The organism is Pseudonocardia sp. Ae331_Ps2, from assembly GCF_001932405.1.
Classification (GTDB): domain Bacteria; phylum Actinomycetota; class Actinomycetes; order Mycobacteriales; family Pseudonocardiaceae; genus Pseudonocardia.
In genome coordinates this window covers 745,552-770,280 of sequence record NZ_MCIM01000001.1, presented here as the reverse complement: position 1 = coordinate 770,280, position 24,729 = coordinate 745,552, and the positions used below count along the sequence as shown (strand labels likewise).

The 24,729-nt window shown below is 74.1% G+C and carries 22 protein-coding genes and 3 tRNA genes; 14 read left to right on the top strand and 11 right to left on the bottom strand.

All coding sequences use genetic code 11. The features are described from left to right. Nucleotides 1–22 precede the first annotated feature (22 nt). Both serA and Ae331Ps2_RS03760 read left to right on the top strand, forming a co-directional pair. Nucleotides 23–1,633, top strand: coding sequence for a phosphoglycerate dehydrogenase (serA, locus tag Ae331Ps2_RS03765; protein WP_075310674.1), 1,611 nt, complete (start codon nucleotides 23–25; stop codon nucleotides 1,631–1,633). An 85-nt stretch (nucleotides 1,634–1,718) separates the two neighbouring features. Beyond that, complete coding sequence (locus Ae331Ps2_RS03760; RefSeq protein WP_020627336.1) at nucleotides 1,719–1,979, top strand: hypothetical protein; 261 nt, start codon at nucleotides 1,719–1,721, stop codon at nucleotides 1,977–1,979. Nucleotides 1,980–2,007: 28 nt separating this feature from the next. On the opposite strand, the gene Ae331Ps2_RS03755 is transcribed toward Ae331Ps2_RS03760, so the two are convergent. After that, complete coding sequence (locus Ae331Ps2_RS03755) at nucleotides 2,008–3,018, bottom strand: LLM class flavin-dependent oxidoreductase (protein WP_075312899.1); 1,011 nt, start codon at nucleotides 3,016–3,018, stop codon at nucleotides 2,008–2,010. A gap of 242 nt (nucleotides 3,019–3,260) precedes the next feature. Between Ae331Ps2_RS03755 and Ae331Ps2_RS03750 the strand changes: the two genes are divergently transcribed. Beyond that, entirely contained in the window at nucleotides 3,261–4,301 is a 1,041-nt protein-coding gene (locus tag Ae331Ps2_RS03750; protein ID WP_020625276.1) for a 3-isopropylmalate dehydrogenase, read from the top strand. A gap of 43 nt (nucleotides 4,302–4,344) precedes the next feature. Here Ae331Ps2_RS03750 and Ae331Ps2_RS03745 read toward each other — a convergent pair whose 3' ends face one another. Beyond that, nucleotides 4,345–4,653 carry an EthD family reductase gene (locus Ae331Ps2_RS03745; protein ID WP_020625275.1) on the bottom strand — a complete coding sequence of 103 codons (309 nt, stop codon included), beginning with the start codon at nucleotides 4,651–4,653 and terminating at the stop codon, nucleotides 4,345–4,347. A gap of 122 nt (nucleotides 4,654–4,775) precedes the next feature. Between Ae331Ps2_RS03745 and gltX the strand changes: the two genes are divergently transcribed. From gltX to Ae331Ps2_RS03725, 4 genes are all read left to right on the top strand, one after another. Beyond that, the gene (gene gltX, locus Ae331Ps2_RS03740; RefSeq protein ID WP_075310676.1) at nucleotides 4,776–6,254 is read left to right on the top strand and encodes a glutamate--tRNA ligase; all 1,479 of its coding nucleotides are present in this window, start codon (nucleotides 4,776–4,778) and stop codon (nucleotides 6,252–6,254) included. A 55-nt stretch (nucleotides 6,255–6,309) separates the two neighbouring features. After that, nucleotides 6,310–6,381 (top strand) — tRNA-Gln (locus tag Ae331Ps2_RS03735). A gap of 58 nt (nucleotides 6,382–6,439) precedes the next feature. After that, nucleotides 6,440–6,515: transfer RNA gene (locus Ae331Ps2_RS03730), tRNA-Glu, on the top strand. Nucleotides 6,516–6,563: 48 nt separating this feature from the next. Continuing rightward, nucleotides 6,564–6,636, top strand: a tRNA-Glu gene (locus Ae331Ps2_RS03725). 87 nt (nucleotides 6,637–6,723) lie between these two features. On the opposite strand, the gene Ae331Ps2_RS03720 is transcribed toward Ae331Ps2_RS03725, so the two are convergent. The 4 genes from Ae331Ps2_RS03720 to Ae331Ps2_RS03705 all read right to left on the bottom strand — a co-directional run bounded on the left by Ae331Ps2_RS03720 (nucleotide 6,724) and on the right by Ae331Ps2_RS03705 (nucleotide 11,225). Beyond that, on the bottom strand, nucleotides 6,724–8,124 hold the full coding sequence (locus Ae331Ps2_RS03720) for an MFS transporter (RefSeq protein ID WP_075310678.1): 1,401 nt from the start codon (nucleotides 8,122–8,124) through the stop codon (nucleotides 6,724–6,726). Further along, entirely contained in the window at nucleotides 8,121–8,561 is a 441-nt protein-coding gene (locus Ae331Ps2_RS03715; RefSeq protein WP_043279813.1) for a MarR family winged helix-turn-helix transcriptional regulator, read from the bottom strand. The genes Ae331Ps2_RS03720 and Ae331Ps2_RS03715 overlap by 4 nt, the downstream gene beginning before the upstream one ends. A gap of 62 nt (nucleotides 8,562–8,623) precedes the next feature. Continuing rightward, complete coding sequence (locus tag Ae331Ps2_RS03710; RefSeq protein ID WP_075310680.1) at nucleotides 8,624–10,387, bottom strand: Hsp70 family protein; 1,764 nt, start codon at nucleotides 10,385–10,387, stop codon at nucleotides 8,624–8,626. 133 nt (nucleotides 10,388–10,520) lie between these two features. Continuing rightward, a complete protein-coding gene (locus Ae331Ps2_RS03705; protein ID WP_051050238.1) occupies nucleotides 10,521–11,225 on the bottom strand; it encodes an IclR family transcriptional regulator in 705 nt (234 codons plus the stop codon). A 65-nt stretch (nucleotides 11,226–11,290) separates the two neighbouring features. Between Ae331Ps2_RS03705 and leuC the strand changes: the two genes are divergently transcribed. The 3 genes from leuC to Ae331Ps2_RS03690 all read left to right on the top strand — a co-directional run bounded on the left by leuC (nucleotide 11,291) and on the right by Ae331Ps2_RS03690 (nucleotide 14,004). Then, nucleotides 11,291–12,718 carry a 3-isopropylmalate dehydratase large subunit gene (gene leuC / locus Ae331Ps2_RS03700; RefSeq protein WP_020625106.1) on the top strand — a complete coding sequence of 476 codons (1,428 nt, stop codon included), beginning with the start codon at nucleotides 11,291–11,293 and terminating at the stop codon, nucleotides 12,716–12,718. After that, entirely contained in the window at nucleotides 12,718–13,308 is a 591-nt protein-coding gene (gene leuD / locus Ae331Ps2_RS03695; RefSeq protein ID WP_020625107.1) for a 3-isopropylmalate dehydratase small subunit, read from the top strand. The genes leuC and leuD overlap by 1 nt, the downstream gene beginning before the upstream one ends. Nucleotides 13,309–13,446: 138 nt before the next feature. Next, nucleotides 13,447–14,004 carry an HU family DNA-binding protein gene (locus Ae331Ps2_RS03690; protein WP_075310682.1) on the top strand — a complete coding sequence of 186 codons (558 nt, stop codon included), beginning with the start codon at nucleotides 13,447–13,449 and terminating at the stop codon, nucleotides 14,002–14,004. A gap of 273 nt (nucleotides 14,005–14,277) precedes the next feature. Here Ae331Ps2_RS03690 and Ae331Ps2_RS03685 read toward each other — a convergent pair whose 3' ends face one another. The 4 genes from Ae331Ps2_RS03685 to cofC form a co-directional block, all read right to left on the bottom strand. Further along, entirely contained in the window at nucleotides 14,278–15,210 is a 933-nt protein-coding gene (locus Ae331Ps2_RS03685) for a hypothetical protein (protein ID WP_139318951.1), read from the bottom strand. 217 nt (nucleotides 15,211–15,427) lie between these two features. Next, on the bottom strand, nucleotides 15,428–16,375 hold the full coding sequence (locus tag Ae331Ps2_RS03680) for an NUDIX hydrolase (protein ID WP_075310686.1): 948 nt from the start codon (nucleotides 16,373–16,375) through the stop codon (nucleotides 15,428–15,430). Further along, nucleotides 16,375–18,756 carry an RNA degradosome polyphosphate kinase gene (locus tag Ae331Ps2_RS03675; RefSeq protein ID WP_233147639.1) on the bottom strand — a complete coding sequence of 794 codons (2,382 nt, stop codon included), beginning with the start codon at nucleotides 18,754–18,756 and terminating at the stop codon, nucleotides 16,375–16,377. The genes Ae331Ps2_RS03680 and Ae331Ps2_RS03675 overlap by 1 nt, the downstream gene beginning before the upstream one ends. Before the next feature lie 85 nt (nucleotides 18,757–18,841). After that, on the bottom strand, nucleotides 18,842–19,579 hold the full coding sequence (cofC, locus tag Ae331Ps2_RS03670; protein ID WP_075310688.1) for a 2-phospho-L-lactate guanylyltransferase: 738 nt from the start codon (nucleotides 19,577–19,579) through the stop codon (nucleotides 18,842–18,844). A 129-nt stretch (nucleotides 19,580–19,708) separates the two neighbouring features. Here cofC and Ae331Ps2_RS03665 point away from each other — a divergent pair, with 129 nt between their 5' ends. From Ae331Ps2_RS03665 to Ae331Ps2_RS03650, 4 genes are all read left to right on the top strand, one after another. After that, nucleotides 19,709–20,428 carry a 1-acyl-sn-glycerol-3-phosphate acyltransferase gene (locus tag Ae331Ps2_RS03665; protein WP_075310690.1) on the top strand — a complete coding sequence of 240 codons (720 nt, stop codon included), beginning with the start codon at nucleotides 19,709–19,711 and terminating at the stop codon, nucleotides 20,426–20,428. Next, entirely contained in the window at nucleotides 20,425–21,483 is a 1,059-nt protein-coding gene (locus Ae331Ps2_RS03660) for an NAD(P)H-dependent glycerol-3-phosphate dehydrogenase (RefSeq protein ID WP_060712981.1), read from the top strand. The genes Ae331Ps2_RS03665 and Ae331Ps2_RS03660 overlap by 4 nt, the downstream gene beginning before the upstream one ends. 5 nt (nucleotides 21,484–21,488) lie before the next feature. After that, complete coding sequence (locus Ae331Ps2_RS03655) at nucleotides 21,489–22,601, top strand: cystathionine gamma-lyase (protein WP_060714811.1); 1,113 nt, start codon at nucleotides 21,489–21,491, stop codon at nucleotides 22,599–22,601. Nucleotides 22,602–22,663: 62 nt separating this feature from the next. After that, entirely contained in the window at nucleotides 22,664–23,608 is a 945-nt protein-coding gene (locus Ae331Ps2_RS03650; RefSeq protein WP_075310692.1) for a class I SAM-dependent methyltransferase, read from the top strand. A 6-nt stretch (nucleotides 23,609–23,614) separates the two neighbouring features. On the opposite strand, the gene Ae331Ps2_RS03645 is transcribed toward Ae331Ps2_RS03650, so the two are convergent. Further along, nucleotides 23,615–24,643, bottom strand: coding sequence for a glycosyltransferase family A protein (locus tag Ae331Ps2_RS03645; protein WP_075310694.1), 1,029 nt, complete (start codon nucleotides 24,641–24,643; stop codon nucleotides 23,615–23,617). Nucleotides 24,644–24,729: the final 86 nt, after the last annotated feature.

Here is a 24,729-nt window from a genome sequence, read left to right as displayed (position 1 = left end):
CCTCGGGGAGCACTCGCACACCGTGAGCACCGCAGCCACCGACCACCGTCCCGTCGTCCTGCTCGCGGAGACGCTCGCGCCCTCCGCCGTCGAGCTGCTCGGTGACGGCGTCGAGATCCGCCGCGTCGACGGCACCGACCGTCCGGCCCTGCTGGCGGCACTCGCCGACGCCGACGCGCTCCTGGTCCGGTCCGCCACCCGGGTCGACGCCGAGGCGCTGGCCGCGGCCGGCCGGCTCAAGGTCGTCGCGCGTGCCGGGGTCGGCCTGGACAACGTGGACGTCCCCGCCGCCACCGCGCGCGGGGTGATGGTCGTCAACGCCCCGACCTCCAACATCGTCTCCGCCGCCGAGCACGCCATCGCGCTGCTGCTCGCGACCGCGCGCCACATCCCGGCGGCGGACGCCGCGCTGCGGTCCGGCGAGTGGCGGCGCTCGTCCTACGGCGGGGTCGAACTGGGTGGCAAGACCGTCGGCATCGTCGGTCTCGGCAAGATCGGGCAGCTCGTCGCGCAGCGCCTCGCCGCGTTCGGCATGACGCTGGTCGCCTACGACCCCTACATCGCGCCGTCGCGCGCCGCCCAGCTCGGCATCGAGCTGCTGAACCTCGACGACCTGCTCCGCACCGCGGACATGATCACCGTGCACCTGCCGAAGACCCCGGAGACGCTCGGGCTCATCGGCAAGGACCAGCTCGCGCTCACCAAGCCCGGGGTGCTCCTCGTCAACGCCGCCCGCGGTGGCCTGATCGACGAGGACGCCCTGGCCGAGGCGGTCCGCTCCGGGCACGTCGGTGGCGCCGGGATCGACGTCTACGTCACCGAGCCGACCACGTCCAGCCCGCTGTTCGAGCTGGAGAACGTCGTCGTCACCCCGCACCTGGGTGCCTCCACCACCGAGGCGCAGGACCGGGCCGGGACCGACGTGGCCCGCTCGGTGCAGCTGGCGCTTGCCGGGGAGTTCGTGCCGGACGCGGTCAACGTGCAGATCCACGGCGCCGTCGGCGAGGAGGTCCGGCCCTGGCTGCCGCTGGTGCAGAAGCTGGGCACCACGCTGCACGCCGTCGCCGGGCGGACCCCGACCTCGGTCACCGTCGACGTCGCGGGCGAGCTGGCCAGCGAGGACGTCCAGGTCCTCGGCCTGGCCGCGCTGCGCGGGGTGTTCACCCACGTCGTCGAGGACCAGGTGACCTTCGTGAACGTGCCGCAGCTCGCCGAGGAGCGCGGGGTCGCCGTGGAGATCACCACCAGTCCGGAGAGCGCCAACCACCGCAGCGTGGTGCAGCTGCGCGGTGCCATGCCCGACGGCGAGAAGGTCACCGTGTCCGGCACCCTGACCGGCCGTGCCGAGGTCGAGAAGCTCGTCGAGATCAACGGACGGCACTTCGACCTGCGCGCCGAGGGCGAGGTCGTGCTGCTGGAGTACGCCGACCGCCCCGGCGTGATGGGCCGGGTCGGGTCGCTGCTGGGGGAGGCCGCGGTCAACATCGAGGCCGCCCAGATCTCGCAGACCACCGACGGCACCGACGCCATCATGCTGCTGCGGGTGGACCGCCAGATCGACCCGGCGGTGCTGGAGCCGATCGGCGCCTCGGTCGGCGCCCGGACGATCCGGCTGATCTCCTTCGACGACTGACGTCCCGGATCGCGGGAACGGACCTGTGCCGGCCGGGCCCGGCGTGGGATCGTGTCCGCTCGCCACGTCGAGAGGGAGTACTCCAGTGAGCTGGCTGCGGGCGCTGGTGCTGGCCGGTGCGGCGATCGGCGTCGCGTGCCTGGTGCTGCTCGGCGTCGGGTTCGTCACCGGGCTGTCGCTGACCGTGCCCTACGTCGTGTCGGTGATGGCGATCGTGACCGGGCCGCCGTCGGCGACGATGACGATCGGCCCCGGCATGCTCGTGGTCCTCGCCGCGCTCGTCGGGCTGATCGAGGCGCCGGGCCGGGTGCGGGCCCGCCGGTCGCTGCCGCGCGCCGGGCACTGAGCCCGGGGCGGCCGCCCGCCGGGGCGGGTCAGCCGCGCGGGGTCCAGCCCAGTGCCGGTCCGAGCGCGCCGGCGATGTCGGTGACGATCTGGACGTAGTCGTCGTGCGGGAAGCCGAACGGCAGCGCGAACACCGCCTCGTCGACCTCCCGGAACCCGGCGTCGGCCCACAGACGCTCGGCGATCTCGGCGGAGGTGCCGACCAGGTCGCGGGCGAACAGCAGCCCGGCCGGGCCCTGCGGGACGCCGACCCTGGCGTCGCGTTCCCGGGCGTAGGCGGCGTAGCGCTCGCGCTGGGCGGGCGTCGCGGAGTCGGTGGGGACGACGACCAGCCCCTGCGACACCCGTCCCGCCGGGTTCGCCGCGCGGTAGGCGCGGATCTGCCGGGACTGGATCGCGGCGAAGTCGCTCTCCCCGCCGCTGCGGACCACGTTGCTCGTGAGCAGGTTGAGCCCCTGCTCCGCGGCCCAGACGGCGGAGGAGTCGCTGCCCGCGCCGTACCACATGCGTCCGGCCAGACCGGGGGAGTGCGGCTGCACCCGCTCGGAGAAGGACTCGATCCCGACCGTCCCGGAGAAGGTGCTCGCCCGCTCCCCGCGGACCAGGCGCAGCAGCCTCGACACCCGTTCGCGGCCGAAGTCCTCGACGTCGGCGGTGTCCGGGTAGAGCGCGTCCCGCACGTGCTCCCACTGCATCGGCGGCCCGACCGAGACGCCCGGGTTGAGCCGGCCGCCGGAGAGCACGTCGACGGTCGCCAGGTCCTCGGCGAGACGCAGCGGGTTCTCCCAGCCGAGCGGGACCACGGCCGTCCCGAGCTCGATCCGTGAGGTCCGCTGGGTCGCCGCGGCGAGCACCGCGACCGGCGAGGAGATGCCGAACTGCAGGTGACGGTGCCGGACGAAGGCCGAGTCGAAGCCCAGACGCTCGCCCAGGGCGATCATCTCCAGGGTCGTCTCGTGTCCGGGGCGCGGGTCGTCGCCGTCGAAGGAGCCGATGGTGAGGAAGCCGAGGCGACGCAGCGGGCGGTCGGGCGTGGGCACGTCCGGGGCAACGACGCCGTCGTCGCGCTTCTTCCCCGTCACCCGGACGGGTGACCGTCGCGGTCGTCGTCGCACCCCTCGACACGCGCCGGTGTCCCCGGAACGGCCGTGTGTCGGGGGTACTCCGACCGCGTGCGGCGCACACCTCACCCGGACGGGACCACCCCAGTGGGTGGCCGAACGATGACCCTGCGTCGGCAGGCGGTAGCGTGCGGCCAGCAGTACGACGAGAGGACGAGGTCATGCGCCTTGCGGTCATCCCCGGTGACGGCATCGGCCCGGAAGTGATCAACGAGGCACTCAAGGTCCTGGGCGAGGTCGCCCGCGACGTGGAGACGACCGAGTACGACCTCGGTGCCGCCCGCTGGCACTCCACGGGCGAGCTGCTCCCGGAGACGGTGCTGACCGAGATCAAGCAGCACGACGCGATCCTGCTGGGCGCTGTCGGCGACCCGTCGGTGCCCAGCGGCATCCTCGAGCGCGGCCTGCTCCTGCGCCTGCGCTTCGAGCTGGACCACCACGTGAACCTGCGCCCCGCGCGGCTCTACCCGGGGGTGCGCGGCCCGCTGGCCGGCAACCCGGAGATCGACCTGGTGGTCGTGCGCGAGGGGACCGAGGGCCCGTACGTCGGTACCGGCGGCCTGCTCCGCAAGGACACCCCGCACGAGATCGCGACCGAGGTCAGCCAGAACACCGCGTTCGGCATCGACCGGGTCGTGCGCGACGCGTTCGCCCGCGCCCAGCGGCGGCCGAAGAAGCACCTGACGCTGGTCCACAAGACCAACGTCCTGACCTTCGCCGGCGCGCTGTGGTCGCGGATCGTCGAGGAGGTGTCGCTGGAGTACCCCGAGGTGTCGGTGGCCTACCAGCACGTCGACTCGACCACGATCCACCTGGTCACCGACCCGGGCCGGTACGACGTGATCGTCACCGACAACCTGTTCGGCGACATCCTCACCGACCTGGCGGCGGCGGTCACCGGCGGCATCGGCCTCGCGGCGAGCGGCAACATCGACGCCAGCCGTACCCACCCGGCGATGTTCGAGCCGGTGCACGGCTCGGCCCCGGACATCGCGGGCCAGGGCATCGCCGACCCGACGGCCGCCGTGCTGTCGGTCGCGCTGCTGCTCGACCACATGGGCGACCGCGACTCGGCCCGCCGCATCGAGGCCGCGGTCGCGTTCGACCTGGCCACCCGGGACCACGCGGCGACCGGCAACACGTCGTCGATCGGGGACCGGCTCGCCGCGCTCGTGTCGAGCCGCGAGGTCGCCACCAACTGACGCGGTACGGGTGGCCGCCGGGTCCCGGCGGCCACCCACCGGCTCAGACCTGGTTCGACGGCCCGGTCAGCAGGGTCACCCCGGCCCCGGCGAAGTTGTCGAGGTCGGCGACGGCGGCCTGGCCCTCGGGGCCGCCCATCCCGGCCTGGAACGCCGAGGCGTCCGGGAACTCCAGGACCGCCACGAGGTGGTACGGCGGCTGCGCGCCGTCCGGCCCCGGGACCGGACGGGAGACGGTGACCCGGGCCACGCCGGGGATCTTCTTCGCCAGCGGGGCGTGCACCTCGTCGTAGTGCTTGTCGAACGCGGCGGCGTCCTCGGGGTGGTTGTACAGGGCGGTCAGCTGGAACACGGGTGTTCCCTCCTGAGGGGGCGTCGTGCGGCGCCTCGCTGCGCCGCGGCACCCTCCACCCTGGCCCATCCGGCGCCCGCGTGCACCACCCCTCCGGACGGGGTCGATACGCTGGACCGACCATGAGTACTCCAGCCCAGGTCCGGGTGCGGTTCTCCCCGTCGCCCACCGGTACCCCGCACGTCGGTCTCATCCGCACCGCCCTGTTCAACTGGGCCCACGCCCGTCACCACGGTGGGGCACTGGTGTTCCGGATCGAGGACACCGACGCCTCCCGTGACTCCGACGAGTCCTACCGGTCCCTGCTCGACGCGCTGGAGTGGCTCGGCCTCGACTGGGACGAGGGCGTCGAGAAGGGCGGTCCGCACGGGCCGTACCGGCAGAGCGAGCGCGGCGAGGTCTACGCCGACGCGCTGCGCCGGCTGATCGACGGCGGGGAGGTCTACGAGTCCTTCCTCAGCGCCGAGGAGATCGAGGCCCGGCACCGCGCCGCGGGCCGCGACCCGAAGCTCGGCTACGACAACGCCGACCGCGACCTCACCGACGAGCAGCGCGCCGCCTTCCGTGCCGAGGGCCGGGCGCCGGTCTACCGGCTGCGCATGCCCGACCACGACATCACCTTCACCGACCTCGTCCGCGGCGAGATCACGTTCAAGGCCGGGCAGGTGCCCGACTTCGTGCTGGCCCGTGGTGACGGCACGCCGCTGTACCCGCTGACCAACCCGGTCGACGACGCGCTGATGGAGATCACGCACGTCCTGCGCGGGGAGGACCTGCTGGCGTCCACCCCGCGGCAGATCGCGCTGCTGGAGGCGCTGGCCCGGGTCGGCATCGGCCACGGCCCCTTCACCTATGCCCACCTCCCGCTGGTCACCGGTGAGGGCAGCCGCAAGCTGTCCAAGCGGGACCCGCAGTCGAACCTGTTCCACTACCGCGACCGCGGGTTCGTACCGGAGGGGCTGCTCAACTACCTCGCGTTGCTCGGCTGGTCGATCGCCGAGGACCGCGACGTGTTCTCCCTCGACGAGATGGTCGCCGCCTTCGACGTGTCCCGGGTGTCGAGCAACGCCGCCCGCTTCGACCTGAAGAAGGCCGAGGCGATCAACGCCGCGCACCTGCGCCTGCTCGCCCCCGACGACTTCGCCGAGCGGGTCGTGCCCTACCTCGCGGCCGAGGGGATCACCGACCCCGATCGCTCGGTGCTCGCCGCCGCCGCGCCGCTGGTGCAGGAGCGGAGCCAGGTCCTGTCCGACGCGGCCCGGATGCTGGCCTTCCTCTTCCGCGACGAGGAGGCCTTCACCCCCGACGACGACGCCGCCGCGAAGAACCTCGGCTCCGACGCGGCCCCGGTGCTGGAGGCCGCGGTCGCCGGGCTCGCGGACCTGCCGGAGTGGTCGGCCCCCGCGATCGAGGAGTCGCTCAAGACCTCGCTCGTGGACGGTCTGGAGCTCAAGCCGCGGAAGGCGTTCGCCCCCGTCCGCGTCGCGATCAGCGGCCGCACGGTGTCCCCCCCGCTCTACGAGAGCATGGAGCTGCTGGGCCGCGAGCGGTCGCTCGCCCGCCTGGGGGCCGGTGTCCGACGCTCCCGGAGCATGGGTTAGAGTACTGACATCAACGGAGAGCGGGCCTCGCTCCGGAACGAGGCCCGCTTTTCGATGGGGTATGGTGTAATTGGCAGCACGACTGATTCTGGTTCAGTTAGTCTAGGTTCGAGTCCTGGTACCCCAGCGGAAATCGCGACTTCTTCGGAATGACGATTTCTGACAATCGGCACGGTCTCGTCCAAGGTCCCGTCGTCTAGCGGCCTAGGACGCCGCCCTCTCAAGGCGGTAGCGCGGGTTCAAATCCCGTCGGGACTACCACGGACTCCATGCGCAGGGGTCCGCAATCGAGACCGAGCCGACTGTCCTGGTCCCGTCGTCTAGCGGCCTAGGACGCCGCCCTCTCAAGGCGGTAGCGCGGGTTCAAATCCCGTCGGGACTACTCCACGAAGGCCCCGCTCTCCGGAGCGGGGCCTTCGTCGTGTCCGGGTCAGGTCGCGCCGAGCAGCCCGGGGAGCCGGTCGGTCGGTCACGACGGTGCTCCTTCCGGCCCGGCGAGCCGGGCCAGTGAACGGTCGGCGAGGGTGAGCAGGACGAACAGCGTCGAGGCGACGAGCATCACCGCGGCGAGGACCGGCAGGCCGTCGCCCGCCGTACTGCCGCCGAAGGCGATCCCGCCCGCGGCCGAGGCGGCGATGGCGCCCAGGTAGAAGAAGGTGCGCATTAGCCCGGCCGAGGACGCGACCCGCTCCGGGTCGGCCTGCCGGTAGACCGCGTTCTGCACGGCGAGGTTGTTCAGGCCCTGCGGCAGCCCGGCGAGCAGCGCGACCACGACGATGACCCAGACAGGGCTGGCCGGCCCGAGGGCGAACAGCAGGGCGGCGAGCAGCACCTGCGCCACCCCGCCGACGAGCAGCTTGCCCCGGATCGCGCGCCGCCTGCCGGTCAGCGCGGTCACCCCGATCCCGGTGACGAAGATCGGCAGCAGGACCAGCCCGGCCGTCGCGGGGGTGAGCCCGCGGCCCTGCTCCAGCCACTGGGTGAAGCCGTAGAGCACGCAGTAGGACACGGTCGCGGTGAGCAGCGCCCGGACGAACGTCAGCAGCAGCGGCAGGTTCCCGCCGAGCACCCGCAGGTCCAGGAACGGCTCGGGGGTCCGCAGCTCGCGCACCACCAGCCCCGCCCCGGCGGCGACGGCCACCAGCGCGGGGGCGACCGCGCCGGCGTCGGGGTGCAGCAGGGCGAGCAGCAGCGCGACGGTGGTGACCGCGAACAGCGCGATGCCCGGCGGGTCGACCCGGCGCAGCGCGGCCCGCACGCCCCGGTGGGCGACCCGGGTACGGGGGAGCCGCAGCGCACCGAGCACCAGGCACAGCAGGGCCAGCGGGATGTTCACCACGAACACCGCCCGCCAGCCCGAGACCCCGAGGAGCAGACCTCCCAGGCTCGGCCCGACGACGGCGATCGTCGACGTCGCGATCGAGAGCACCGTCAGCACGCCCTCCGGGCTGTCGGTGCCGGTGCGGTCGGCCTCGCCGCGGATCAGCGCCATCGCCGCCGGGTAGCCCGCACACGTCCCGAGCCCGATGACGACCCGCCCCGCGACCAGCCACCAGATGTCCGGGGCGAGCGCTCCGAGGGCCCCGCCGACACCGACCAGCACGGCGCCGGCCAGGTAGAGCGGCCGCGGCCCGTACAGGTCGACCAGGCGTCCGGTGACGGGCTGGCCGACCGCGGTCGCGAGGTAGAGCCCGGACACCAGCCAGGCGGTCTCGGTCGCGGGGGCCCCGAGGGCGAGCCCGATCGGCACCAGCGCGACCGCGATCAGCGACGAGTTCACCGGGTTCAGCACGGCCCCGCCGATCATGGGGAGGAGCAGCCGGCGGTCGAACGTGGACGGCCCGGTACGGCGGCCCCGGCGCGGCGTCATCGCTCGGTCACCCGTTCCAGCAGCCGCATGGCCTCGTCGACGGTGCGCAGCTCGTCGGCGCTGAGCCGGTCGGCGAGCGCCCCGGCGAGCCAGTCCTCGCCGGCGGACCGGGCGTCGGCGGTGAACCGCCGGCCGAGGTCGGTGGCCGAGACGATCTGCCGGCGCCCGTCGGACGGATCCGGGCGGCGCTCGACCATGCCCCGCTCCTCCAGGGCGGCGATCGACATCGCGACCGACTGCGGGCGGACGCCCTCCGCGGCGGCGAGTGCGGCGGCGGTGCTGGGGCCACCGCGGTCGAGGCGGCCGAGCAGCGCGATCTGCGACGCCGTCAGCTGGTCGCGGTCGTAGTGCTCGCGCATGCGGCGGCGCAGCCGGCCGACGCCGATCCGGACCGCGCGGGCAGTGGAGGCGGCGGTCCCCGTAGGTGGTTGCGACATGCAACCCACGATAGGTCGACAGTCCGGATTAATCAATCCAAACTGTCGATCTGTCGGTGGGATCAGGTTCCCGGCGGGACCGGGTTCCCCTCCGGCGGGTTCGGCGTCGAGCTGCTCGGCGGGGGCGGTGCCGAGGACGACGAGGACGACGAGCTCGGCGGAGGCGGAGCGGACGTCGTGGTGATGACGACCGGCGGCGGCTCGGGGATCGGCGCGTCGGTCGTCGTCGGGACGGCCTCGGTCGGCCGCTCCCGGGTCCGTTCCGGCTGTCGCACCGGCTCGTGATCGACGGTCGTCGGGGGCGGGGCCTGGGTCGTCGTCGGGATCGCCGGCAGCTCGGGCGTCGCGTTGCTGATCGTGCGGTCCTGCGGCCAGAAGAACACCGTGCCCAGCACGGCCAGCGCCGCGACGACCCCGCCGGCGCCGATGAGCAGCGCGGGGGAGCGGCGGACGGGTGCCGGCCCGGGGGCGATGGTGGTCTCGCCGTCGTCGTAACCGCCGTACCCGCCGTAGCCGGGCACGGCGGTCTGGTCGTAGCCCACCGGCGGGACGACGGGGAGGCGGTCGGTGGGCGGGTCGGCGCGGGCGCTCTCCAGGTAGGCGGTGCGGTCGCCGTCGAGCTGGGTCGTGCCGCCGGTCGGCATCCGGTCGGTGACCGGGTCCGGGTTCTCCCAGGGCAGCGGGCCGGGGTCGGGGGCCAGCGCGAGACCGCTGCTCGTCGACACCGCGCCGAACCCGCCCGAGCCGGTGCCGGGCACGGGGTCGGGCGGTCCGAGCGCGACGACGGCGCCCTTCGCGATGGTGTTCTTCGGGTCCGCGTCGACCTGTACGGGACGTCCGAGGCCGGTGGAGACCAGCTCGGCGACCAGCGGGACCCGCGAGGACCCGCCGACGAGCAGCGCCACCGACGGCCCGGAGGCGGCCAGCCCGGCCGAGGCGATCGCGCGCTGCAACGCCTCGACCGACTCCTCCAGGCGGGGCCGGATGCGCTCCTCGAAGTCGCTGCGGTGCAGGCGCACCGTCGTGCGGACCTCGCCGAGCCACACCGGGATCGAGACCTCGGTGTCGGCCGACAGGGCCTCCTTGGCCTCGCGGCAGTCGCGGCGCAGCCGGGCCATCGCGGACAGGGCGTTCGGGTCGGTCTCGTCGAGGCCCTCGAAGGCGGCCGGGACGGCGTCGCGCACGTGGTCGACGACGGCCTGGTCGAAGTCGGCGCTGCCCAGCTGCTCGACACCCTCGGGCCTGCCGAGCAGGGTGAACCCGCCGCCCGCGGCCTCCTTGCGGACGACGGCGGCGTCGAAGGTGCCGCCGCCGAGGTCGTAGACGGCGACCGTCGCGCCGGGCTCGACCCGCTCGTTCGTCGCGTAGTGCAGGGCGGCGGCCTGCGGCTCGGTGAGGAAGGTGACGGTCAGGCCGCGCTCGGCCAGGGCGGCGGCGAACAGGTCGCACTTGTGCATTCCCCAGGACGCCGGGTGGGTCACCGCGATGCGGTCGGGTGCGCCGCCCTCGGTGCGTGCGACGACGTCGACGACGTGCTCGGCCAGCAGCGCGGACAGCTGCTCGGGGGCGAAGGACTGCTCACCCAGCGGGATCGGCGTCGGGTCGCCGATGCGCCGCTTGAACTCGCGTGCGACGCGGTCCGGCTCGGTCAGGGCCCGGCGTTCGGCGGCATCGCCGAACAGCAGCCCGCCGTCCGGTGCCACGTAGACCACGGACGGGATGTCGACCGAGTGGTCACCGAGCGTGACCATCTCGACGGTGCCGGCGTGGATGACCGCGGCCGCCGTCCGAGTGGTGCCGACGTCGATGCCCAGCAGGTAACCCATCGTCTCCCCGGTGTGCCGACCATGTCCGAAGGGTCCGGCCCGGTGCCGGACCACCACACGGTAGTGGAGCCCGGAACCACGACCTCGACCGACTCGGGACGTGGGAGGGGGTGCGGCTCGGCAGGGGCGCCCCCTAGACGAGCCGGTGCTGCAGGGCGTCCGCGGCGGCCAGCAGGTCGGCGGCCCAGCGGACCCCCGGCCGGCGCCCGATCCGGTCCACCGGTCCCGACACCGAGACCGCGGCGACGACCTGGCCCGCCGCGTCGCGCACCGGGGCCGACACCGACGCCACACCGGCCTCCCGTTCGGCGACGCTCTGTGCCCAGCCGCGGCGGCGGACGTCGACGAGGACGCGTTCGGAGAAGCTGGCGTCGGCAAGGATGAGGCGCTGGGTGGCCGGGTCGCACCAGGCGGCGAGCACCTTGGCCCCCGAGCCCGCGGTCATCGGCAGCCGGGAGCCGACGGGCACGGTGTCGCGCAGCCCGGACGGCGGCTCGGCGTGCGCGATGCAGATCCGGTGGATCCCGTCGCGGCGGTAGAGCTGCACGCTCTCGCCGGTGATGTCGCGCAGCCGGGGCAGGACCGCGGCCGCGGCGTCGAGCAGCGGGTCCGGCCGCCCGCCGGCGAGCTGGCCGAGGGTGGGGCCGGGGTGCCAGCGCCCGTCCGGGGTGCGCAGCAGCATCCCGTGTGCCTCCAGGCCGACGGCGAGCCGGTGCGCCGTCGCCCGGGGCAGCCCGGTGCGCTCACAGAGCTCCGCCAGGCCACACGGCCCCTCCGCCGTCGCCCGGAGAACCCCCACGGCCTTGTCGAGCACGCCGATCCCGCTAGACTGTCCCACGTTCCGATACTAACTTCCCACGATCTGGGAAGTCCACCGCGATCAGATCACAGAGGGAGGCGGGCGTGACCACCGCAGACAAGCCGCGCACGCTGGCCGAGAAGGTCTGGGACCGGCATCTCGTCCGCAAGGGCGAGGGTGACGAGCCCGACCTGCTCTACATCGACCTGCACCTGGTGCACGAGGTCACGAGTCCGCAGGCGTTCGACGGTCTCCGGCTCGCCGGCCGCCCGGTCCGGCGTCCGGACCTCACCATCGCGACCGAGGACCACAACGTCCCCACCCTCGACGTGCTCGCCCCGATCGCGGACGAGGTGTCGCGGGTCCAGGTGGAGACCCTACGGCGCAACTGCGCGGAGTTTGGCGTCCGGCTGCACCCGATGAACGACCCCGAGCAGGGGATCGTGCACGTGGTCGGCCCGCAGCTGGGGCTGACCCAGCCGGGCACCACGGTGGTCTGCGGGGACTCCCACACCTCCACCCACGGCGCGTTCGGCGCGATGGCCTTCGGCATCGGCACCTCCGAGGTCGAGCACGTGCTCGCCACCCAGACGCTGCCGCTCAAGCCGTTCCGCACGATGGCGATCGAGGTGACCAGCTCCGACGGCACACTGCGTCCGGGCGTCACCTCCAAGGACGTCATCCTCGCGGTGATCGCGAAGATCGGCACCGGCGGTGGACAGGGCCACGTGCTGGAGTACCGGGGCAACGTCATCGAGAACCTCTCGATGGAGGCCCGGATGACGATCTGCAACATGTCGATCGAGGCCGGTGCCCGCGCGGGCATGATCGCCCCCGACGAGACGACCTTCGCCTACCTGAAGGGCCGCGAGCACGCCCCCGCCGGCGACGACTGGGACGCCGCGGTGGCCGACTGGCGCACCCTGCGCACCGACGACGGCGCGGAGTTCGACCGGGTCGTGCACATCGACGCCGACGAGCTCACCCCGTTCGTCACCTGGGGCACCAACCCCGGGCAGGGCCTGCCGCTGGGCGAGTCGGTGCCGGACCCGGCCGCCATCACCGACGACGGTGAGCGCGCCGCGGTGGAGAAGGCGCTGTCCTACATGGGCCTGACCGGCGGGACCCCGCTGCGCGAGGTGCCGGTCGACGCGGTCTTCGTCGGGTCCTGCACCAACGGCCGGATCGAGGACCTCCGCTCGGTGGCCGATGTGCTGAACGGGCGCACGGTCGCGAAGGGCGTGCGGATGCTCGTCGTCCCGGGGTCGATGCGGGTCCGCTTCCAGGCCGAGGAGGAGGGGCTGGACAAGGTCTTCCTCGACGCCGGCGCGGAGTGGCGCTCGGCGGGCTGTTCGATGTGTCTGGGCATGAACCCCGACCAGCTCGCGCCCGGCGAGCGCTGTGCGTCGACCTCGAACCGCAACTTCGAGGGGCGGCAGGGCAAGGGCGGTCGTACCCACCTGGTGTCGCCGCTCGTCGCGGCCGCGACGGCCGTGCGCGGCACCCTGAGCAGCCCGGAGGACCTGGACTGATGGAGAAGTTCGAGACCCACACCGGGATCGGCGTGCCGCTGCGCCTGTCCAACGTGGACACCGACCAGATCATCCCGGCGGTCTACCTCAAGCGGGTCACCCGCACCGGCTTCGAGGACGGCCTGTTCTCGGCCTGGCGCCAGGACCCGTCGTTCGTGCTCAACACCGAGCCCTACGCCCGCGGGTCGGTCCTCGTCGCCGGACCGGACTTCGGCACCGGGTCCTCGCGCGAGCACGCCGTCTGGGCGCTGATGGACTACGGCTTCCGGGTCGTCATCTCCTCGCGGTTCGCCGACATCTTCCGCGGCAACTCGGCGAAGGCCGGTCTGGTGGCGGCCCAGGTCGCCCAGCCCGACGTCGAGCTGCTCTGGAAGAAGCTGGAGAACGAGCCCGGCACGCAGGTCACCGTCGACCTCGGCGAGAAGACCGTGCAGGCCGGCGACCTGACCGTGCCGTTCGAGATCGACGACTACGCCCGGTGGCGGCTGCGCGAGGGCCTCGACGACATCGGACTCACGCTGCGGCACGAGGCCGACATCACCGCGTTCGAGGGAACCCGGCCCGCCCGGATGCCACGCACGCTGGCCTGAACCGAACACGGGTGGTCACCATGACCTGACAGAAGTCGTGGTGATCACCCGTTCGGACCTGTACCAATGGAGGGTATGCGACCTGGACTCGCGCCGGGATCTGGTGCGCGGCAGGGCGCAGCCCTACCTTTCGTGACCATGAACAAGGCTCAGCTCGTCGACGCGCTGACCGCCCGGCTCGGAGACCGTCGTGCCGCCACGGCGGCCGTCGACGCGATGGTCGACGTGATCGTGGACGCGGTCGGCCGCGGTGAGACCGTCACCCTGACCGGGTTCGGGGTGTTCGAGCCGCGTCGACGTGCTCCTCGCACCGCCCGCAACCCACGCACCGGGGAGACGGTGCCCGTCGGGGAGACCGTGGTGCCGTCGTTCCGGCCGGGTGCGGCCTTCAAGGAGCGGGTGGCCGCCAGCGAGGCCGCCGCCGCGAACGCGACCAGCGCCCCCCGCCGCGCCGAGCGGGCCGCCCCGGCCGCCGCAGCCGCCCCGGCCGCCCCGGCCGCCGCAGCCGCTCCGGCTGGCGGAGCCCCTTCGGCCGGCGGCGCCGCCCCCGGGAAGAAGACGGCCGCTCCGGCGAAGAAGACGGCTGCCCCGGCGAGGACAGCAGCTGCCCCGGAGAAGAAGCCGGCCGCTTCCGCGAAGAAGGGGGCTGCTGCGGAGAAGAAGCCGGCCCGACGGAAGACCGCCGCGGAGAAGTAACCGCACCCCCGCGCTCCCCGCCCCACCCGCCCAGCGCTGCCTGCGCGTGTCGATCAGTACATGAGTGCTGTTCGAGCGGGTGCGGACAGCGCTCATGTACTGATCGACGGGCTTCCGACGGTGTGCGCCCTGGGATCGGGGTGGCCCGGCGAGCGCGCCGGTGTGGGCGGGTCGAGCTGGGTGGGGGCAGCCAGGCGGTTCCGGGCCGGTGGCGTCGCGTGCGGCTCGCTCCTGTCCCGCGGTGCTGCCCGACCGAGCCGGCGCCGGTGCGGGTCAGCGGGACGCGAGGCGGGTCCGTTGGGCGAGCAGGGCACGGACCGTCCTGACGGTGCGCCGGGCGTTGCGGGTGAGGCCGTCGGCGGTGATCCGCAGGGTCTGCCATCCCAGCGCCGCGGTGCGGGCGTTGCGGACGCGGTCGAGCGGGTCGTCGTGCTCCGCGCCGTCGTACTCGATCGCCAGCAGGGCGTCGGGGTAGGCCAGGTCGAACCGCACCCAGGGGCGGCCCCGGTCGTCGTACAGCGGGAACTGGACCTGTGGGACCGGGAGCCCGGAGAGCACGAGCAGCAGCCGTAGCCGGGTCTCGGGCGGGGACTCCGCACGCGGGTCGGCGAGCGCGACGACCCGGTCGAGTCGGGCCGAGCCCCGCACGTGCGGGTACAGCGAGCGCAGGACCAGCAGGTCGGCGGGGTCGAAGCCGGGACACGGCACCCGCATCCGGGACAGCTTCCGCTGCTCGGGTGCCGGTGTGTCCCGCAGCGGGACGAACACCGGCCGGTCCCGCCTCCGGGCGGCGAGCGCGTCGAGGGCGACGACGGCGTCGACGAGTTCGAGTCGCCGGCACAGCTCCCACGCCGTGGCGCGGGGCGAGGTGACCCGGACGCCGTCGCAGAGCCCGGGTTCGAGCGGGACGCCCTGGTGGGCGAGCAGGTCCGGGCGGGGCCGGATCCGCCGTGGCGCGACGAGCTCGGCCGGTGCACCCCATGGTCCGCAGGACGCGCCGAGGATCTCGGCCGCCGAGTAGGCCGACGCCGCCCCGAGCGGCCCGGCGTAGATCGATGCGGCCCGGGCCCGGAGCACCGGCGTCACGGGGACCGCGGCGGACGCGTACACGTCGGGGAACAGGCGCACGAACCGTGGCCCGCGCAGCCGCGCCGGCGTGACGATCCCGCGCGCGACGGCGTCCGACCCCCGGAACGGCTCCTCCACCCGCGCACCCTGCACCTCTGCCCACCTCCGCCGGGCCGGAACCGGTGCGCCCGTTCGCGATCGCACACCCCGACGCGAGGAGGGCACCTCCCGGACCCGGGGTCGATCAGCACACCAGTGTTGTCGATCCGGGCCCGAACAGCACTCAGGTACTGATCGACGAGTGGTGCGGCACCGGGGATGCCGGGAGGCGGGCGGAGCGGGACGGCGAGGCGGGTCAGGCCGGCGGGCGGCGGTAGTAGTCGGCCGACAGCAGGGCGCCGTCGTCGCCGAAGCCCAGGACCCAGGTGCTGGCCTTGTGCGAGGGCAGGTCGGGGTCGGGGGACCTCCCCGCGTCGGCCAGCAGGTGCCCGACGACGTCCGGGATGACCCCGCCCTGGCTGCACAGCAGCGTCACGCCGGGCTGGGCCGCGAGGGTGCGGAAACGGGCCAGGCCGTCGGCGGGCGAGACCCAGTAGCCGTGCTCGCCCAGCAGCGGCTCCACGTCCGGCTCGCCCGCACCGGACGCCCGTGCGTAGGGCTCGATCGTCTGGCCGCAGCGCAGCGGCGGGGCGGTCGCGAGCCGGTCCGGGCCGAAGCGGGCGAGGAAGTCCGCGAGCCGGTCGGCCTGGGTGAACCCGGTGCCGGAGAGGGGGCGCAGGTCGTCGTCGCCCTCCCAGGCGGTCCGGCTGCCCGCCTTGGCGTGCCGCACGAGCACCACCGTCGACGACGGCGGCCCCACCTGGTCGAGCCGGTCCAGCAGGTCGGCGTCGGCCGGGCGGCTGAGCAGCGTGGCGGCCTCGTCGCGGGGCAGCCACCTCAGCTCGTCGGTCTCGTCGGTGGCGGTGAAGCCGGGGTCGCGGACGACCTCGGCGGCCCAGTAGTGCACGACCTTGTGGCCCTTGCCGGGCACGTCGTACGCGGTGTGGCCGAGCCGCGCGCCGAGGCGGCACTCCAGGTGCGCCTCCTCGACGGTCTCGCGCAGCGCGGTCGACGTCAGCGCCTCGCCCGGGTCCTGGTGGCCCTTGGGCCAGGACCAGTCGTCGTAGCGGGGGCGGTGGACCAGGGCCACCTCGACGGTGCCGTCGTCCGCGCGGCGCCACGGCACCGTCCCGGCCGCGACGACGTCGGCGATCCCCGCCGGGTCGACCTCGGCCCCGTCGGTCCGGAACTGCGCGGAGAGCATCAGTCCTCGCTCTTCCCTCGCCGGGAGTTCATCATCTCCACCTGGTGGTCGCGGACACGGATGTTCTCCGATCCCGGCGCGGGCGACGGCGACCAGGTCCCGTCCGGGCCGAGCGTCCAGCAGCGCGTCGCCGGGTCCAGGCAGGAGTCGAACATCGCGCCGAGCTGGTCGGCGAGCTTCGGGTCGGCGACCCGCAGCATCACCTCGACCCGGCGGTCCAGGTTGCGGTGCATCATGTCCGCCGAGCCGATCCAGTACTCGTCGGCCGAGCCGAAGTGCAGCACCCGGGAGTGCTCCAGGAACGGCCCGAGGATCGACCGGACGGTGATGTTCTCGCTGAGCCCCGGCCGCCCGGGGACGATCGCGCAGATGCCGCGCACCACGATGTCGACCGGCACCCCCGCCTGCGACGCCCGGTAGCAGGCGTCGATGATCGCCTCGTCGACGAGCGAGTTCGCCTTGATCTGCACCCGCGCGCCGGCCTCGCCGGACAGGTGCGCCTCGATCTCGTCGTCGATGCGGCGGACGATGCCGCGGCGGATCCCGTACGGCGCCACGAGCAGGCTCCGGTAGGAGGTCTGCCGCGAGTAGCCGGTGAGGGAGTTGAACAGGTCGGTGAGGTCCGCGCCGATCGTCGGGTCGGCGGTGAGCACGCCGACGTCCTCGTAGAGCCGCGCGGTCTTCGGGTTGTAGTTGCCGGTGCCGATGTGGCAGTACCGACGGATCTCCGACCCCTCCTGGCGCACGACCAGGCAGGTCTTGCAGTGCGTCTTGAGCCCGACGAGGCCGTAGACGACGTGCACGCCGGCCTTCTCCAGCTCGCGCGCCCAGCGGATGTTGGCCTGCTCGTCGAACCGGGCCTTGATCTCCACCAGGGCGACGACCTGCTTGCCCGCCTCGGCGGCGTCGATCAGCGCGTTGACGATCGGGGAGTCGCCGGAGGTGCGGTACAGGGTCTGCTTGATCGCGAGCACGTTCGGGTCCGCGGCGGCCTGCTCGATGAAGCGCTGCACCGAGGTCGAGAACGAGTCGTAGGGGTGGTGCACGAGCACGTCGCCCTCGCGCAGCGTCGCGAACACGCTGCGGGGGGTCTCCCGCTCGGCGAACGCGGGGTGCGTCGCGGGGCGGAACGGCTCGTCCTTCAGGTCGGGGCGGTTGACCCCGTGCACCTGCCACAGGCTGGTGAGGTCGAGCAGCCCGGGGACGGTGACGACGTCGTTGGGATCGACGTCGAGCTCGCGCAGCAGCAGCTCCAGCACGTGCTCGGACATCGTGTCGAGCACCTCGAGGCGCACCGGCGGCCCGAACCGGCGCCGGGCGAGCTCGCGCTCCAGGGCCTGCAGGAGGTCCTCGTCGCGGTCCTCCTCGACCTCGAGGTCGGCGTTGCGGGTGACCCGGAACGGATGGACCTCGGTGACCTCCATGCCGGTGAACAGGTCACCGAGGTGCGCGGAGATCAGGTCCTCGATCGGCAGGAACGTGCACTGCCGGTTCCCGGCGCGGGTGTCGGTGTCCGGCGGGTCGACCGACACCAGCCGCGGCACGTTGTTCGGAACCTTCACCCGGGCGAAGCGTTCGGTCCGGCCCTCCGGGTCACGGACGGTCACCGCCAGGTTCAGCGACAGCCCGGAGATGTAGGGGAACGGGTGCGCCGGGTCGACCGCGAGCGGGGTGAGCACCGGGAACACTGTCTCGGTGAAGTAGTCCGACAGGCGCAGGCGCTCGGCGTCGGTCAGGTCCTCCCAGCTGCGCAGGTGGATGCCGGCCGCGTCGAGCTCGGGGAGCAGCTCGTCCATGAACACCTCGGCGTGCGCCCGCGACAGCGCGCGGCTCCGCTCGGTGATCCGGGCCAGCTGCTGGCGCGGGGTGAGGCCGTCGGCGCTGCGCACGGACAGGCCGGTCTCGTCGCGGCGCTTCAGGCCCGCGACCCGGACCATGTAGAACTCGTCGAGGTTGGAGGCGAAGATCGCGAGGAACTTCGCGCGCTCCAGCAGCGGCTGGCTGGAGTCCTCGGCCAGGGCCAGCACGCGGGCGTTGAAGTCGAGCCAGGACAGCTCGCGGTTGAGGTAGCGGTCCTCGGGGAGCAGCTCGCCCATCGTCGACGCCGGGGTGGTCGCCCCCGCGGGCGGCGCGATCGGGGCCGCCCCCTGGCTCGGCGACGGCGTGGCGGCCGGCGGGGCGGGCGGTGCCGCGGGACCCGAGGGCGCGTGCTGCTGGGCCGGGATCTCCGCGGACGGTGCCTGGTCGGCGACGCTGCGGCTCGCGGTGTGCAACCGCCGCGACGCCGGCCGCGGGGCACGGCGCGCCGCCGTCCGGGGACGGCCGCCCGGGTGCGCGGAGGTGCCGTTCCGTCCGTCCGGGGTCGCCGAGTCGTCGCTCACGTCACGATTGTTTCGTACCGCTCCGCAACCGTCCACGGGGACACGGCCCCGGCCGACGACGTCACGTACGTGGCCTGCCACACCGTCACGTACGTGGTGTGCCACACCGTCGGGCGACGGCCTCCCCCGGCGGGTGACATCCGGGTGGGCGGGGTACGGCGGGGGGTCCGTGCCGGGCGTCGACCACGGCCCGGGTCCACGCCCCCACCCCGAGGGCGACGGCGTCGTCGAGGTCGGCGGCGGTGTCGACGTCGCGGCGCAGACCGGGACGGTCACCGGGCAGCGGCCGGGCCCCGGAGGCACGGTGCCGGGCGGCCGACCCGCGGCCGAAGTGCGGGTCGAGGTCCTGCCCCGGGGCGACCAGCAGCAGCGTGGTGCCCTCGCCGGGCGCGTCGGGCTGGAAGGCGCGGGTCGCGCCGCCGTCGAACAGCACGGCGGCCGCGGCGACGGCGGCGTCGAGCTCGGCCGGGCGCAGGGCGGGCAGGTCGGCCTGCAGCGCCCCCAGCGCGACGTGCGGGTCGCGCGAGCGCAGCAGCGCGGCACCGTGGCGCAGCGCGCCGTTGAGCCTGCGCCCGGGGTCGGTGACGACCTCGGCGCCGAGCGCGCCGACCTCCACCGCCACCGCCGGGTCCGAGGAGATCACCAGCACGTGCCGGACCGCCGTCGCGGCGACGGCGGCGGCGACCGTGTCGCGGGCCAGGGCCAGCGCGAGCCGCTGGTGCGCGCCGAGATCACCCACCCCGCCGTCGGCGGCACCACGCAACCGGGTCTTCGCGCGGGGCAGCGGCTTCACCGGCACCACCAGGTCCACCCGCAGGGTCACGGCCCCAGTCTGGCACCCCGCGTGACAGCGTGGGGCCTCTGTGGGGAGACTCCACGGATCAGATCCGGATCATCCCGATCCGCGACGACCCCACGACCCGCCGCAGCGGCGGGCAGGAGGAGGCCGCCGGTGGCACGCGAGAAGGGCGGATTCTGGGTCGGTCTCGCCGTCCCGTTCTTCTACTCGATCGGCTGGCTCACCGGCCGGCCGCGCTACCAGGGCCGCGAGCACCTCCCGGCCCGCGGCGGTGCGCTGCTGGTCGGCAACCACATCTCCCATCTGGACCCGATCCACACCGGCACCTACGTCCACAGCGCGGGCCGGGTGCCGCGCTTCCTGGCCAAGAGCAGCCTGTGGAACGTGCCGGTGCTCGGCGCGGTGCTGCGCGGCTCGGGCCAGATCCCGGTGTTCCGCGACTCCGCCGACGCCCAGCAGAGCCTCGCCGCGGGCACGCAGGCGCTCGCCGACGGCAAGATCGTCATCATCTACCCCGAGGGCACCATCACCCGGGACCCCGACGGGTGGCCGATGCGCTCGCGCACCGGCGTCGCGCGGATGGCGCTGGCCTCGGACGCGCCGGTCATCCCGATGGTGCACTGGGGGACCCGCGAGGTCCTGAACGGCTACGAGAAGAAGTTCCGCCCGCTGCCGCGCACCGACGTCGTGCTGCGCGCGGGGGACCCGGTGGACCTGAGCGCCTACCGCGGGCGCCCGCTGGACGCCCACGTCCTGCGCGAGGTCACCGACCTGATCATGGGACGGGTGCGGGAGCTGCTCGCCGAGGTCCGCGACGAGGACGCGCCGGAGGAGTTCTACCGCCGACGCCCGGAGAGCGAGGCAGGCCGATGAGCGTCCCTGGGGTCCCGTCGTTCGGGGAGCGCCCGGTCAACGAGCCGGTGCACTCGATCCAGCGCGTCGCCGTGCTCGGCGCGGGCAGCTGGGGCACCGCGTTCGCGAAGGTCCTCGGCGACGCCGGCCGGGACGTGCGGCTGTGGGCCCGCCGCTGTGAGATCGCCGAGGCGATCAACGCCGACCGGCGCAACCCGGACTACCTGTCCGACGTCGCGCTGCCGGACACGCTGCGCGCCACCCACGATGCCGCCGAGGCCCTCGACGGTGTCGACGCGGTGATCCTCGCGGTGCCGTCGCAGTCGCTGCGCGCCAACCTGGAGCAGTGGCGTGACCTGGTCCCGGCCGGGGTCACCCTGACCAGCCTGGCCAAGGGCGTCGAGCTGGGGACGCTCAAGCGGATGACCGAGGTCATCGACGACGTCACCGGTGTCGGCGCGGACCGGCTCGCCGTCGTGTCCGGGCCGAACCTGGCCGCGGAGATCGCGCACGAGCAGCCGACGGCCACCGTCATCGCCTGCTCCGACCACGAGCGCGCGGTGGCGCTGCAGACCGCCTGCGCGACCGGCTACTTCCGCGCCTACACCAACACCGACGTCGTCGGGGCGGAGCTGGGCGGGGCGGGCAAGAACGTCATCGCGCTCGCCGTCGGCGTCGCCTCCGGGATGGGGCTGGGTGACAACTCGCGGGCGTCGCTGATCACCCGTGGGCTGGCCGAGATGTCGCGGCTCGGGATGGCGCTCGGCGCCTCGCCGCTGACCTTCGCCGGCCTGGCCGGCATGGGCGACCTGGTGGCGACGTGCAGCTCCCCGCTGTCGCGCAACCGGACCTTCGGCGAGCAGCTGGGGCGCGGCGCGAGCCTCGCCGAGGCGGAGAAGGCCAACCACGGCCAGGTCGCCGAGGGTGTGAAGTCCTGCCTGTCGATCTGCGAGCTCGGCGAGCGCGCCGGGGTCGAGCTGCCCATCGCCGACGCGGTCCGCCGGGTCTGCCACGAGGGCATGACCGCCCACCAGATGGCCAAGGAACTGATCTCCCGGGCCCCGAAACCGGAGTGAACCCCATGCTCGGAGACGGCACCCGCTGTGTGCACGGCGGGGAGCAGCACGCCCACGCCGTGGGCGACCCGATCCATCGCGGACCGGTGCTGACCAGCACGTACCACCTCGGACGTCCGGAGGAGGCCGACCAGGGCGCGGACTTCTACGCCCGCGCGGACAACCCGACGTGGCGGGAGTTCGAGGCCGCCGTCGGCGAGCTAGACGGCGGGCCGTGCACGGTGTTCCCGTCCGGGATGGCCGCGGTCGCGGCGGTCCTGCGCGCCTTCACCGGCGCCGGGCGCGGCGTGCTGCTGCCCAGCGACGGCTACTACGTCGCACGCCTGCTCGCCGACGAGGAGCTCGCCCCGCTCGGGGTGCCGGTCGCCTACTGCGCGACCGCGGGCGACTGGGCGTCGGCGATCGCCCGGCACCGGCCCGCGCTGGTGATGCTGGAGACGCCGTCGAACCCCGGCCTGGAGGTCTGCGACGTCGCCGCGGTCGCCGCCGCCGCGCACGCGGCCGGTGCGGTCGTCGCCGTCGACAACACCACGTGCACCCCGCTCGGGCAGCAGCCGCTCGCGCTGGGGGCCGACCTGGTCGTCGCCAGCGACACCAAGGCGCTGTCCGGGCACGGGGACCTGCTGCTCGGGCACGTCTCCGCCGCCGACCCGGTGCACCACGAGCGGGTCCGCGCCTTCCGCACCCGCGGCGGCGCGATCGCCGGGCCGATGGAGACCTGGCTGGCGCTGCGCGGGCTCGGCACCCTGGACCTGCGGCTGGGCCGGCAGGCCGAGAACGCCCGCGCGCTCGCCGTCGCGCTGCGGGAGACCCCCGGCGTACGGGACGTCCGCTGGCCCGGGCTGGCCGACGACCCGTCGCACCTGCTCGCCCGGACCCAGATGCGGCGCTGGAACGGCATCCTGCGGTTCACCCTGGCCGACACCCACGCCGTCTCGGACTTCCTGGCCGCCGCTACGCTGGTCGACTCGGCGACGAGCTTCGGCGGACTGCGCACGGCCGCGGACCGGCGGGCCCGGTGGGGCGACGCGGTGCCGGACGGCCTGGTGCGGCTGTCCTGCGGGGTGGAGGACACCGACGACCTCCTCGCGGACGTGATCGGCGCCCTCGGGGGGTAACGGCGGGCAGGTCCGGCACGAGCGCAGCGGTGCACGATCCGCCGCGAGACGAGGTGCCGTCCATGACCACCGACCACGCCGACCACACCGACTACGCCGACCATGCCGAGCGCACGTCCGGCACCGGGTCGGCCGGTGCCGCCGCCTGCCCGGCCTGCGCTGCGCCGGGCCGGCTGCTCCGCCACGTCGTCCAGGAGCGGTACCGGCTGCTGCGCTGCACCGGCTGCGGCACCGAGTTCCTGCGCGACCCGGTCCCCGGCGGCTCGACGGCGGGGGAGTACTGGGAGGACTACAAGTTCGACGTCTACGCCGGCGACGCCGTCCGGGTGGGCTACGAGCAGCGCTACGCCGCCGTGTTCGACCGGCTGGAGGACCGGGCCGGCCGGTGCGGGCGGGTGCTCGACGTGGGCTGTGGGATCGGGAACTTCCTGGCGTGGGCGAGGGACCGCGGGCTGGACGCCGTCGGGTCCGACGTCGACGAGCGCGCGCTGGCCGGCGCGGCCGCCCGCGGGCTGACGGTGTTCGCCCCCGAGCAGCTCGCCGCGCAGGACACCGAGGTCGACGTGGTCACCCTCTGGGATGTGATCGAGCACGTCGCGGACCCTGGCCCGTTCCTCACCGACGCGCTGTCCCGGCTGCGTCCCGGCGGCTGGGTGCTGCTGGAGACCCCGGACGCCGCGTTCCCGGTGCGGCCGCTGGTGCGTGCGCTGCACCGCGCCACCGGTGGGCGGATCGACCTGGCCAAGAACATGTACTACTGGGAACACAAGATCTACTTCACCGAGCGGGGCCTGGAACGGGTCCTCGCGCCGCACGGGGTGACCGTCGTCGAGGTGCACCGGATGACCTCGCCGGTGGCGAAGATGCAGGCCACCTTCGACCACGGGGCCGAGGGCTCCGGCCCGGTGGATCGGCTGCTCGCGCGCGGCTGGCCCGCGGCGGAGGCGCTGTTCCGGCGGATGGGCCGGGGCAACAAGCTCGTCGTGCTGGCCCGCCGGACCGGGTGAGCGCGCTCAGCGCGCGGCGTCGGTGACCCGCACCGGGACGACCGGCGCCGGGACCTTCCCGCCCCGGGAGCGACGGTAGGCCCAGCGGGTCGCGCCCGGGGCGAGCAGCACCGCGGCGGCGACGGCGAGGGTCCGCGGGTCGGTCCGCTCCCGCAACGCCGCCCGGACCCGGGCGCGGGCGGTCGCGAGATCGCCCTCGAACAGCGCGACCCGGGCGCCGACGACACCGCGGCGGTGCCGGCTGCGCCGCAGCTCCCGCTCCAGGGCGGCGGCGACGGCCGGGTCGTCCGAGCGTGCGGCGGCCGCGCGGACCGCCCGTTCCCGGGCCTGTTCCACGGCCAGCACCGCGGGCCCGCCGCGGGACAGCGACTGCGGCGCCTGAGCGTAGCTCGCGAGCCGCTCGGGCAGCGTCACCATCCGGTGGCCCGCCGCGACGATCCGCAGGAACAGGTGCAGGTCCGCGACGGTCACCCCGGCGTCGTCGACGTGGCCGTGGGCGTCCCACACCTCCCGGCGCACCGCCCCGGTGTAGTACGGGCACGGCCCCTCGATGAGCTCGGGCAGGGTCAGCACGTGCTCCGGGTCCGGTGTCGGCGCCCCGGCGTTCTCCAGGTAGGAGGCGGGCAGCCGCGCCCCGGTGGCGGCGTCGGTGAACCAGGCGTCGCAGGTGACGGCGGCGAGGTCCGGACGGGAGTCGAGCACGTCGCCGAGCCGGGCGCAGAACTCGGGCAGCACCCGGTCGTCGGAGTTGAGCAGGGTGACGTACCGGCCCGAGGACTCGGCCGAGGCGCGGTTGATCCCGCCCGCGGCGCCCCGGTTGGGCTGGCGGACCAGCACGATCCGCGCGTCGCGCTCGGCGCGGGAACCGACGATCCGGGCCATCTCGTCCGACATCCCGTTGTCGACGACGACGAGCTCCCAGTCCGGATCGGTCTGGGCCTGCACCGACCCGATCATCCCCGACACCGCGTGCTCGGTGCGGTAGGCGGTCGACAGGAAGCTGAACCGCGGACGTGCCTGACGGTGGTGGCCCATTCTCGTCCGTTCTGTCGGGGTTGCTGGGATGACCGTCGTCCCGGAGTGGCACCCGCGTTACGCCGCAGTGTCGTCGATCTCCGCCA

Bases quoted from the DNA above. Each gene is read 5' to 3' on its own strand.
- Ae331Ps2_RS03650 (WP_075310692.1), top strand. From the start codon at position 22,664: ATGACCACCGACCACGCCGACCACACCGACTACGCCGACCATGCCGAG.
- Ae331Ps2_RS03710 (WP_075310680.1), bottom strand. From the start codon at position 10,387: ATGGGTTACCTGCTGGGCATCGACGTCGGCACCACTCGGACGGCGGCC.
- gltX (WP_075310676.1), top strand. From the start codon at position 4,776: ATGAGTACTCCAGCCCAGGTCCGGGTGCGGTTCTCCCCGTCGCCCACC.
- Ae331Ps2_RS03720 (WP_075310678.1), bottom strand. From the start codon at position 8,124: ATGACGCCGCGCCGGGGCCGCCGTACCGGGCCGTCCACGTTCGACCGC.
- Ae331Ps2_RS03750 (WP_020625276.1), top strand. From the start codon at position 3,261: ATGCGCCTTGCGGTCATCCCCGGTGACGGCATCGGCCCGGAAGTGATC.
- Ae331Ps2_RS03645 (WP_075310694.1), bottom strand. From the start codon at position 24,643: ATGGGCCACCACCGTCAGGCACGTCCGCGGTTCAGCTTCCTGTCGACC.
- Ae331Ps2_RS03655 (WP_060714811.1), top strand. From the start codon at position 21,489: ATGCTCGGAGACGGCACCCGCTGTGTGCACGGCGGGGAGCAGCACGCC.
- Ae331Ps2_RS03680 (WP_075310686.1), bottom strand. From the start codon at position 16,375: ATGCTCTCCGCGCAGTTCCGGACCGACGGGGCCGAGGTCGACCCGGCG.
- Ae331Ps2_RS03690 (WP_075310682.1), top strand. From the start codon at position 13,447: ATGAACAAGGCTCAGCTCGTCGACGCGCTGACCGCCCGGCTCGGAGAC.
- Ae331Ps2_RS03715 (WP_043279813.1), bottom strand. From the start codon at position 8,561: ATGTCGCAACCACCTACGGGGACCGCCGCCTCCACTGCCCGCGCGGTC.
- Ae331Ps2_RS03660 (WP_060712981.1), top strand. From the start codon at position 20,425: ATGAGCGTCCCTGGGGTCCCGTCGTTCGGGGAGCGCCCGGTCAACGAG.
- leuD (WP_020625107.1), top strand. From the start codon at position 12,718: ATGGAGAAGTTCGAGACCCACACCGGGATCGGCGTGCCGCTGCGCCTG.